General features: G+C 60.8%; 9 protein-coding genes. 1 reads left to right on the top strand and 8 read right to left on the bottom strand.

The window, feature by feature from the left end:
* A partial coding sequence (locus tag M2401_RS26695; protein ID WP_259108029.1) for a contractile injection system protein, VgrG/Pvc8 family occupies positions 1-482 on the bottom strand: 482 nt, incomplete at its 3' end.
* Positions 483-1,001: 519 nt separating this feature from the next.
* Positions 1,002-4,031, bottom strand: coding sequence for an FAD-binding and (Fe-S)-binding domain-containing protein (locus tag M2401_RS26690; protein ID WP_259108043.1), 3,030 nt, complete (start codon positions 4,029-4,031; stop codon positions 1,002-1,004).
* A gap of 159 nt (positions 4,032-4,190) precedes the next feature.
* Here M2401_RS26690 and M2401_RS26685 point away from each other — a divergent pair, with 159 nt between their 5' ends.
* Positions 4,191-5,075: a LysR substrate-binding domain-containing protein gene (locus M2401_RS26685; protein ID WP_259108026.1), complete on the top strand. Its 885-nt coding sequence runs from the start codon at positions 4,191-4,193 to the stop codon at positions 5,073-5,075.
* Positions 5,076-5,237: 162 nt separating this feature from the next.
* Here M2401_RS26685 and M2401_RS26680 read toward each other — a convergent pair whose 3' ends face one another.
* The 6 genes from M2401_RS26680 to M2401_RS26655 form a co-directional block, all read right to left on the bottom strand.
* Complete coding sequence (locus M2401_RS26680) at positions 5,238-6,782, bottom strand: amidase family protein (RefSeq protein WP_259108023.1); 1,545 nt, start codon at positions 6,780-6,782, stop codon at positions 5,238-5,240.
* A gap of 93 nt (positions 6,783-6,875) precedes the next feature.
* Positions 6,876-7,766, bottom strand: coding sequence for a glycine betaine ABC transporter substrate-binding protein (locus M2401_RS26675; RefSeq protein WP_259108020.1), 891 nt, complete (start codon positions 7,764-7,766; stop codon positions 6,876-6,878).
* A gap of 78 nt (positions 7,767-7,844) precedes the next feature.
* Complete coding sequence (locus M2401_RS26670) at positions 7,845-8,510, bottom strand: ABC transporter permease (RefSeq protein WP_259108018.1); 666 nt, start codon at positions 8,508-8,510, stop codon at positions 7,845-7,847.
* Between the two features lie 2 nt (positions 8,511-8,512).
* Entirely contained in the window at positions 8,513-9,508 is a 996-nt protein-coding gene (locus M2401_RS26665; protein ID WP_259108015.1) for an ABC transporter ATP-binding protein, read from the bottom strand.
* Positions 9,505-10,188 (bottom strand): ABC transporter permease, encoded by a 684-nt coding sequence (locus M2401_RS26660; RefSeq protein WP_259108013.1) that lies wholly within the window; start codon positions 10,186-10,188, stop codon positions 9,505-9,507. Before M2401_RS26660 ends, M2401_RS26665 begins: the two co-directional genes overlap by 4 nt.
* Before the next feature lie 166 nt (positions 10,189-10,354).
* Positions 10,355-11,350 (bottom strand): GlxA family transcriptional regulator, encoded by a 996-nt coding sequence (locus M2401_RS26655; RefSeq protein ID WP_259108012.1) that lies wholly within the window; start codon positions 11,348-11,350, stop codon positions 10,355-10,357.

The following is an 11,350-nucleotide window of genomic DNA, read 5'->3' as shown; positions in this document are numbered from 1 at the left end:
CGCGGGTACTCGCGCAGCAAGTCGAAGCGGCACTCCCAGGGATCGAAGGGGTGGCGGCTGCACAGCACGCTCTTGACGATCTCCGGCACGGACTGCTGCTGGTAGATGCGGTATTGCTTGCCCTTGCCGAGCAGGGCCAGTTGATGTTGCAGGGTGACTTCGTAGCGGGCTTCGTCCCTTGAGCTGGACAGGCGTTTGAAGTCGGTAATGATCCCGCGCACGGTACGCAACGGCAGCTCGGGTTCGGGCGTGCCCCAGGCCGGTTTGACAGGCGGGTTATGCAGGGTGAAATCGGCGAACTTGCCGAGGACCTGGGCGGCGGCTATGTCTTGCTCGGTGCAGGTGAACTCGATGATGTATTTGAACGGCTGGCTCAGTTGCTCTTCGCCCTCGAAGGCGAGGACGTCGAGGTGGGCGTCGAGGTCGTGGATATCGAGTTTATGGCGGGTGTGGTCGTAGAAGACCTGGGCTGCGGTGGACATGCTCAGGCCTCCCAGCGTCGCAACGGGTTGGGCAGGTGGCCGGTAGCACTTTTAACGTGGCTGTTTAATTGCGTTGAATTATTAGCCTGGAAATAATCAATCAATGGTTGATGGCAATAAACACTGTTGTTTTTCACGGTCGCGACCTCCCGCCACCATGAATATCAATGGCAGCCCGGCTTTAGAAAATCAGATTCTCAAGGTGACAAGGACAGTCTCTGTCGAGGGTTTGCCTTGTCTCAGGCGCGAAACAGTGGAGGATCGGACAGCTCTAATCCAGACCTCGGAATGAGTTTCGGAAAAGTCCTGCGTAGTTAGGGACGAGTCCTACAAATGACTAACGGATAGCCGTCAGGTAATAGTCGGCGGACCGGACGGCAAACATACGCACCCTCCTCTTCAAGTCATCAGAGAAAGGCGCGCTGCATGGTGTTTGACTCAACTGAAGCAATCAAGCTGGAAGTTACGTTACGGCCTCAGCCCAACGCAGTATCAAGAAACATCATCACCGCCCACACATCAGGTCAACAACCGCTCCAACACCACCTCCAACGGATGGCGCATCTGCCGGTCGGCCATGCGCTTGACCTGGCTGCGGCACGAATAGCCGGTTGCCAACGCCTCACCCTGCTTGTCCAGCTTGGTCGCCCAGGACTGCTCGAAGATGGTCCGGGACGTCTCCTGATTGCGCGCTTCGTGGCCGTAAGTGCCGGACATGCCGCAGCAGCCGGTAGCCTCGGTGGTCAACTTCAGGCCGAGACGCGAGAACACCTTCTCCCACTGCCCGGTGCTGGCTGGCACGTTGGTCTTCTCTGTGCAGTGGGCCATCAGGCGGAACGCAGCCGGGGACGCGGACGCCGATGCTGTTGCTTCAGGCAAGGCGTCCATCAGCCATTCCTGTGGCAGCAGCACTTTCGGGCAGTCTTCCAGGCCCGGCACTTTCTGATATTCCTGGCGGTAGACCAGGGTCATCGCCGGGTCCAGCCCCACCAGCGGCACGCCACAGTCGGCCAGGGCCTTGAGCTGGGTGGCGTTGCGCGTGGCGGCCTTGGCGAAGGCGCCGAGGAACCCTTGCACATGCAGCGGCTTGCCGTTGGCGCTGTAAGGCGCCAGGAACACCCGATAGCCCAACTGATGGACCAGCTGAACAAAAGACGCCAGCAGCGGCGTCTCGAAATAGCGGGTAAAGGCGTCCTGCACCAGCACCACGCTGCGCTGGCGTTGCTCATCACTCAGTTCCCGCAGCGCTGGCAACGTCGCGGCGCGCACGTTGCAGCGGCTCAGGGTGGCCTGCAGGTTGTAGCGATGGATCAACGGGCTGTCGAGCATGCCGACGTGGCGTTCGAGCAGGCCACTGACCCACTTCGAGCCCATCACTGCGTTGTACAGGCCCGGTGCGTAAGCCATATAAGGAATGCTGAATTCCAGCGATCCGATCAGGTAGTCACGCAGCGGACGCTGATAACGGCCGTGGTACAGCTCCAGAAAGCGCGAACGAAACTCCGGCACGTTGACCTTGATCGGACATTGCCCCGCGCAGGACTTGCACGCCAGGCAACCGGCCATAGCGTCATAGACTTCGTGGGAAAAATCCGCGTCACCGCGAGACCGCGCCCGGTTGTTGCGCAGCCGCGTCGGCAGCTCCTTGAGCCAGGACGCCCTGCCCCGTGCCGCTTCCAGCACGTCGATGCTCGCCGCGCCCTGCAGACGCAGCCACTCACGAATCAGCGACGCCCGGCCCTTGGGCGAATGCTGGCGCTCACGGGTGGCTTTCCACGACGGGCACATCGCGTCATTCGGATCGAAGTTGTAGCAGGCACCGTTACCATTGCAGTGCACGGCGGTGCCGAAACTCTGCCAGACGCGCTCGTCGATCTGCCGGTCAAGATCGCCGCGCAGGGTGACTTCGTTGACCTTGAGCAGGCCCTCGGCCGCGTCCGGCGGGGTGCAGATCTTGCCGGGGTTGAGCTGGTTGTACGGGTCGAAGGCGCCCTTGAGCGCCTGCAACGCCGGGTACAGCTCGCCGAAAAACGCCGGCACGTATTCCGAACGCAAGCCCTTGCCATGCTCGCCCCAGAGCAGGCCGCCGTAGCGCTGGGTCAGCTCGGCCACGGCATCGGAGATCGGCTTGACCAGCGCGGCCTGGGCCGGGTCTTTCATGTCCAGCGCCGGGCGCACATGCAGCACCCCCGCGTCGACATGGCCGAACATGCCGTAGGTCAGGCCATGACCGTCGAGCAAGGCGCGGAATTCGGCGATGTAGTCGGCCAGACGCTCCGGCGGCACCGCCGTATCTTCCACGAACGGCTGCGGGCGAATCTCGCCCTCGACATTGCCCAGCAGGCCCACCGAGCGCTTGCGCATGGTGTAGACCCGGGTCACCGCCGCCTCGCCTTCGGCCAGGGTATGGCCCAGGCGCTCGATAGTAGTGTCAGCCTGCAAATGCGCGACGAAGGCCGTAACCCGTGCATTGACCTCCTCGACCTCGTCGCCGCTGAACTCCACCAGGTTGATGCCCAGGGTCGGGCGCTCGGCATCGGCCGGAAAATATTCGGCAACGCTGTGCCAGACGATGTCTTTCATCGCCAGCATCAATACCCGGGAGTCCACGGTTTCGATGGACAGCGGCTTGTGCGCCAGCAAGGCGTTGGCGTCGCGCAGGGCATCCATGAAGCTGCTGTAGCGCACGTTGACCAGCACCGAATACTTCGGAATCGGCAGGACATTGAGCCTGGCCTCAACCACGTAACCCAGCGAACCTTCGGCGCCGCACAGCACGCTATTGAGATTGAAGCGGCCCTGCTCGTCGCGCAGGTGCGCCAGGTCGTAACCCGTCAGGCAGCGATTGAGCTTGGGGAAAATCGCCTCAATCAGTTCGGCCTGGGTTTCCTGGATCTGCCGCGCGCTGCGATAAACCTCGCCGCTGCGACCAGACTGGGCGCAGGCGACGTCCAGTTCGGCGTCGGACAACGGCCGGGTATGCAGATGCTCGCCGCCAAGCAGCACGCTGTGCAGTTCCAGCACATGGTCGCGGGTCTTGCCGTAGGTGCAACTGCCCTGACCGCTGGCATCGGTGTTGATCATGCCGCCGACGGTGGCGCGGTTGGACGTCGACAGCTCCGGGGCGAAAAACAGCCCGTGGGGCTTGAGGGCGGCGTTGAGCTGGTCCTTGACCACACCGGCCTGGACCCGTACCCAGCGCTCGGCGACGTTGATTTCAAGGATGCTGTTCATATGCCGCGACAGGTCGACAACGATGCCATCGGTCAGCGACTGGCCGTTGGTGCCGGTGCCACCGCCCCGTGGGGTCAGCTTGATCTGACGGAAGCGCGGCTCGGCCATCAGTGTGGCAATGCGCGCGACGTCATCGGCATCCAGCGGGAACACCGCCGCCTGGGGCAGGCGCTGATAGATCGAGTTATCCGTGGCCAGCACGGTGCGCGTGGCGTAGTCGGCACTGAGCTGGCCGCGGAAACCACTGGCGCGCAGAGCGTCGAGAAACTCAGGGTACTGCGGCGCCGGGGCGGCGCCTGTCAGCTGGGCGATCATCATGGGATGGCCTCTTGTCGGTCTGATCACGGGAAAAAGCAAAATACTTGTCGTCCGGGCATTAATCGGTCAGCCTCGGATCTTGGTCTGTGCCAATGATCCCGGAGGTTATGGCGCAGGACAAATGGATATTCCTGCCGCTATCGATGAATTTTCTGAATGAATTACCGTCACCTCACGCCCTCAATGTCGCTGCTGCTGGCCTTTGAAGCCGCCGCCCGTCATGAAAGCTATACCCGCGCCGCAGTGGAGCTGTCCCTGACCCAGAGCGCGGTCAGCCGCCAGGTCCAGGCCCTGGAGCAACAACTGGGCCTGACCCTGTTTCGTCGCGAGGGCCGCCAAGTGCAGTTGACCGATGTCGGCCGTCTTTACCAGCGGGAGATGAGCGAGGCCCTGGGCCGGATCCGCAGCGCCACCTTGCAGGCCATGGCTTTTCAGTCCGGTGGCGGCACCCTGCGTTTGGCCACGCTGCCGACCTTCGGTTCGAAATGGCTGCTGCCGCGCCTGCATGGCTTCTACAAGAGCCATCCCGGCATGCTGATCCATATCAATTCGCGGATCGACGCCATCGACTTCGACACCAGTGGCATCGACGCTGCCATCGTCGTCGGCACCACCGACCTGCCGGGCCTGATCAGCCATCGCCTGCACGCCGAAGAACTGGCACTGATCATCTCCCCGGAAGCCGCCCAGGCCCATGGCGACTGGACGCCGGAGCGCATCGGCGAGCTGATGCTGCTTAACGTCGCCAACAACCCCAATGTCTGGGGCGACTGGTTCAGCCATCACCACCTACCCCACCGCCTGATGCGCCTGGGGCCGAGCTTCGAACTGACTTCGCACCTGATCCAGGCGGTCAGGGCCGGTATCGGCATTGGCCTGGTCCCGCGCATTCTGGTGGCCGATGAACTGGCCTGCAGCGAGCTGATCAGCCTCGGCCAGCCCTTTGCCAGCCAGCGCAGCTATTACCTGACCTACCCGCCACGCAACGAAATGCTGCCATCGCTGGTGGCGTTTCGTGGGTGGTTGCTGGGGGAGATTTAAACCAGGACGGCTCCCACAGGTCTTGCATGCGACACAGATCCCTGTGGGAGCGAGGCTTGCCCGCGAAGACTGACTGTCAGGCTCCAAAAATGCGCCGGATGTAGGGACCATTTGCCGGCAAGCCCGGTTCCTGTGGGGTCTGCGGGTGTATCGCAGCCGCACTCAACGCCCCAGAAACGCATACCCAAGGCTCACGACCTTGGCGTCCTCGCCATACCGGCCCAGAAACGACACCCCCACCGGCAGATTGCCCTTGATCGTCCCCGCTGGCACCGTTATTTCTGGGAATCCCGTCGCCGAGGCTATATAGGACGCGGCATAGGTATCCCCTGCCGCACAGACGTAACTGTCGTCCGCTACCCCATGCACCACCGACGGCGGACAGTTGAGGGTGGCGAAGAACAGGCTGTCGACCTTGTTCTGCTTCATGATTGCCGACAGTTGCTCACGCAACTGTGGAATCTTGCGCGTCAGGATGGAAATGACCTGTGGCGAATCGGTCGTGCCAGCTTTCAGTACGGCTTGCAGCCCGCTCAGACGCGCCGGGTTCATACCGTGCTCGTTGTTTTGTGCCTGGTTCTTGCCCGCCTGCTCGACGAACTGCTCGAGGGTGCGAGGCTGGCTGGCATCGAGCGTGGCCAGGTAGCGTTCGAATTGCGGCTTGAACTCCGCATCACCGACCGGACCCAGCACATCACTCCACAGGCTTTCAAACCCCTTGGGCAAAGCAATGCTGACGATATGTGCACCACGTTTCTTCAGGGTTTGCTGCGCCGACTGGAACACGGCATCGACCTCAGGATTGGCACCCTTGAAGTTGCTGACGATGCCGATAGTCTTGCCTTTGAGCGACGAACCACTCAAGCCCCGGACGAACTGTATCTGCGCGGACGCCAGGTCCAGGGTCGCCGCGTCGTTTTTGTCCTGGCCCTTGATGACATCCAGCACCACCGCCTGATCCAGCACACTGCGGGTAATGACGCCTGCGGTATCAAAAGTCAGAGACAAAGGAATGACACCACTGCGGCTGACCAGGCCAATGGAAGGCCGCAAGCCCACCGTGCCAGTGACGCTGGCCGGGGCTCGAATCGAACCGCTGGTATCTGACCCAAGGGCTATAGGTGCGAACTGCGCAGCCACTGCCGCCGCCGAACCACTGCTGGAGCCTGAAGCGTCACGCCGGGCATTGCGCGGGTTCACGGTCTGGCCGCCGAACGAACTGTAGCCAAACCAGCCAAAGGACGCGGCCAGTTCCGACATATTGGTCTTGCCGAGCAGAATGGCCTGGCCGTCGATCAGTTGCTGGATGGCATACGCATCCTGGCCCGGCACGGACGTGCGCAGGACATAGGAACCACCGGATGTAACCAGGCCCTTGCTGTCGAAGTTATCCTTGGCTACGAAGGGAATACCCGCCAGCGGTGCATGCCTGGCCCCGGGATTTTTCGCCCGTTGTGCGTCCCACTGCCGGGCCTGCTCCAACGCATCGTCGTTAAGCGTTACCAGCGCATTGATTTTCTGCCCCTGGCGATTATTGGCGCGAATATTATCCAGATAATGACTGACCAACTGCTCTGACGTCATACTGCCGTTATCCAGGGCCTTGCGCATATCGACAAGGGTCAGAGGATCGATTACGCCATCTGCATGGGCAGCGGTGGCCAGCATGCAAAATGCGCAGGCTGCGAACTTTTCAAATAACTGCATTGATATTCCCCATCATGGATACACACGAAAGAATGGCAGCCGACAAGACAGGCCAGCGTTATTCGCCTGGCCCGGGTGATGCAGTCTCTGTGATCAGAGCAACTTGTTATTTTGCAGAAACGCTTTGGCGACGCTCTCAATGGACTCGCGACCGACATCGACCCGCGCATTGAGTTGTCCGATGTTTTCGTCGTCGAGCCTGGCCGACAGTGCGTTGAGCAACTCAGCGATCCTGGGGTTATCCGCGAGGATTTTTGTACGAATGACGGGCGTCAGCGCATAGCTGGGGAAGAAGTCCTTATCGTCCTTGAGCACAATGAAACCGAACGCGGGGATCCGCCCGTCCGTAGAAAGCACCAGTGCCAGGTCGACTTGACCATCCTTGAGCGCCTGATAGGTAAGGCCGCCGTCCATGCGGATGATGTTCCTGCGCTCGAACTCGAACTTGTACATCTCCTGCAAAGGCTTCAAGCCGTCGGAGCGGGAAAAGAACTCGGCATTGGAGGCAAACTTATATTCCTTGCCTGCACTGACCTTTTGCGCCAGATCACTGATCGACGTGATGCCGTCTTTACCCGCTTCGTCCTTGCGCATGGCCAGGGCGTAAGTATTGTTGGCTTTTGATGGATTCAGCCAGGTAATACCCTTTTGCGCATCGAGCATGCTGATCCGCTTATAGGTTTCGTCGGCGCCGAGCCGTTCCTTGATATTGTTATAGATAACCAGCGAAGTTCCGGTGTACTCCCAATACACATCAACCTGGCCGTTTTCCTGTGCCGCTCGCAGCACCGAAGAACCGAGGTCGGCGCGTTTATCGACGCTATAGCCATTGGCGCGGAATAACTGCGCAGTCATTTCCGCAACCAGTTGCTGCTCTGTGAACTTTTTGCCGCCCACGACAATAGTGTTCTCGGCATTGGCGCTGCCAAATGCGCCCAAGGCCAGAGAGAAGACCAGACTGGTGAGTATTCGATGAATCATCATGCACCTCGATTATCAGTTTTATAAGCAGCCCTGGCGCGGGCGCGGTTACCGCCGGCAGTTCGAGCCCTGGAATGGTCACTAACGCCCAGCCAGCCGTAACCCACGCGACACCACAACGGTTTGAATCAGGCCGCAGCCCATATCCACGGCGATAGCCAGCAAGGCAGTCGAGGCGGCACCGGCCAGCATCATGCCGAAGTCATTCAAGTCGATCCCGGTGAAGATCAACTCGCCCAGCCCGCCCCCGCCGACCAGAAAAGCCAGGGGCGCGGTGCCAACATTGATGGCCAGTGCCGTGCGGATACCGGCGAAAATCACATTCATGGCGTTGGGGATCTCGACCTTCAATAGCGTTTCCCGTGGGGTCATGCCCATCGCTTCGGCCGCCTCGATCAGTTGCCGGGGTACGGCACGCAGACCTTCATAGGTATTGACCGCCACCGGTAACAGCGTTGCGACCCACAGGCCGAAGATCGCCGCACCGCCGCCAATACCCAGCAGACTCATGGCCAGGGCCAGCAATGCCAGCTTGGGAATGGCCTGCCCGACGTTAAGAACCTGCATACTGGCCATGGCATAGCGTTGATTGGCCGCACGACTCATCCACACGCCCAGAGGCAGCGCGACCAACAGAGCCAGCACGCCGCTGATGGCGACGATGCGCAAGTGTTGTCCGCTGAGGTAGCTGATGTCGCTCCAGTAATACTGCAGCCCGGTCCAGAATTTCATCATCACGTCAGGCATCGTCAGTGCCCCGCCGTGGTGGTGTTTTCAACCAGCCTGGCGAGGATATCCGCCTGGTAGACATAGCCGACCATGCGACCATCGCTGTCGTTGCACAGTGCCCACTGCTGACCGCGCCCCAGCAGTTGCGAAAGTACCTGACGAAGATCGTCGTTGGGCTTGACGATCAGCGGCGTGTGCAACGAGCCGCCGTTGCCGCCCACGACCTGCATCTGTTCACGCGGCGGATTCATGCAGACGACATCGGCCGCCCGCAGCAGGCACAAGCGCTTCATGATCCGGTCACCGCCCATGAAATTGGCGACGAACTCACTGTTCGGTCGGGCCAACAGATCGTCTGGCGTGCCGAATTGCTCGATCCTGCCGTTATGGAACAGGGCAATGCAGTCGGCCATCTTCACGGCTTCATCAATGTCGTGGCTGACGAACAGCACGGTCTTGTTGACCTGGCGCTGTATGCGCATGAATTCATCCTGAATCACCTCGCGGTTGATCGGATCGATTGCGCCAAACGGCTCGTCCATCAGCATCACCGGCGGGTCCGCAGCCAGGGCGCGGGCGACACCGATGCGCTGCTGCTGACCGCCCGACAGCTCGCAGGGATAGCGCTGCAGGAACTTCGACGGCTCCAGCGCCACCACCTCCAGCAACTCGGCAGCACGCTTGCGGCTTCTGGCCTTGTCCCAACCCAGCAGGTTGGGCACGACACAGATGTTTTCTTCCACGGTCATGTTCGGGAACAGGCCCACCTGCTGGATCACATAGCCGATCGAGCGCTTGAGGGTCACGCTATCGAGCTCGGCAGTGTCGCGACCGGCAATCCTGACCGTGCCGGAGGTGGGAGGTATCAGCCGATTAATCATTTTCAGCGTTGTGGTCTTGCCGCAGCCCGAAGGGCCGAGCAGTACGCAGATCTGCCCTTCTTCAACCTTGAATGAGACATCTTCTACGGCGGTGATAGAGCCAAATTTTTTGTTCAAGTTATCGATCTGGATCACGTCGTCGCTTCCTTCATTTGGCCTGCGGCCATTTTGGTCAGGCCGGTTGGCGTCAAGAGGCGTTGCAAGGCGTACAGCGCATAGTCGGCAGCAATGGCAATCACACTGATGACAATGGCCCCGGCCAGCAGCTGGCGGGTGTCGGACTGGGCGATGCCACGAATGATCAGGCTGCCCAGGCCACCGGCACCGATATAGGCGGCGATTGCCGCGATGCCGATATTGATCACCGTGGCCATGCGGACCCCGGCCATGATCAGCGGCACCGCGAGCGGCAGCTCAACCTTGCGCAGGCGTTGCCAGGAAGACATGCCCATTCCTGTAGCAGCCTCGCGCAACGCCGGATCGATATTGGCAATGGCCGTGGTGGTATTGCGGATGATGGGCAACTGGGAGTAGAGAAACAGTGCAATGACCGCTGGCACTACGCCGATCCCATAGCCAATCAGGGACAAGGCCGGGATCATCAGCCCGAACAGTGCGGCGGAGGGAATGGTCATCAGTATCGCGGCGAAGGCCAGGACCCAGCGCCGCGCACGCGGATGCTGGGAAATGGCGATGCCGACCGGCACGCCGGTAATGATCGCCAGCCCCACCGCGACGATCACGATGAGCAGATGCTGTCCGAGTAGCAGGCTGATCAGCCTGGCGTTCTCCAGAATGAAGTGCATGGTGTCCATGGTGGTGGTGCCCTCTTCACGTCGTTGTTATTTTCGCCGGCAGTGCATCTGGAATTGCCAGCCGGGCTTGTGAAGAACCTTACCCCGAGGCGCAACTGTCACAGCGCCTGGAGATCGACGATCTCTATCAAAAAACCGCCATTACGCGGCTTGTCGGCAATCATTATCAGGAGTGGGCCTCATCAAATTTCCGCCGCTCCTCGCCCGGCGTACAACCCCAGACCCGTCGATAGGCCGCACCCAGGTGCGACGCCGAGACAAAACCGCAGCAGTAGGCAATGGCAGCGATGGGTTGGGCGCTTTCACGCAGCAAGCGGCGCGCCTCGTTAAGGCGCAGCTCCAGGTAGAACTTCTTCGGTGTCATGCCAAAGTGCTGATGCCACAGGCGCTCCAATTGCCGATGCGACAGATTGCAGCGATCAGCAATACTCTCGATGCCGACGACGTGTTCAAGGTTGTTTTCCATGAAAGCAATGGCCGCTGTCAGGCGCCGGTCATGGATTCCGAAACGCCACTGGATAGACATCCGTTGGTGTTCTTCCGGCGCCCGGATCCGCGCGTGCAGAAACTGCTCGGCAATGCTGGCGGCCAGCGGGTTGCCAAAATCCAGCCCGACCTGCGCCAGCATCAGGTCGATGGCGGCAGTCCCGCCTGCGCAGGTCCAGCGATTGCCATGGTTGACGTATAGCTCCCTGGTCACTTCGATGGTCGGGAACTCTTCGGCAAACTGGCCAATGGACTCCCAATGCAAGGTGCAGCGCTTACCCTCCAACAATCCCGCACGGGCCAGAATGAAAGTGCCGGTACTCAAGGCGCCGACCGTTTTGCCCCGGGCCGCCATGCGCTGCAGGTAACGCAGCATGTTGGGCGGTTTCTGGTTTTCGATGTCGAGGCTGGCCAGGACGAATACCCGGTCGATCTCGGGTGCCTGGTCGATGGCGACGGTTTGTATCTCGAAACCGCTGCTGGAACTGATCATGCCGCCCGACTCCGACAGCAGGGTCCACTCATAGAGCCGCTTGCCGGAAAGCCGGTTCGCCGCCCGCAAAGGCTCACTCGCCCCGGCCAGGGCCATCATGGAAAATTGCGGCAGGATGAGCAGACCGATACGCCGGGTTGATTCAGTGCTGGCAGGCGCTATGGGTTCACTGGGGCTAGTCAT

It is taken from the genome of Pseudomonas sp. JUb42, assembly GCF_024807945.1.
Classification (GTDB): domain Bacteria; phylum Pseudomonadota; class Gammaproteobacteria; order Pseudomonadales; family Pseudomonadaceae; genus Aquipseudomonas.
Note: the sequence above shows the minus strand (reverse complement) of the source record. Positions and strands in the feature narration are given on the sequence as shown.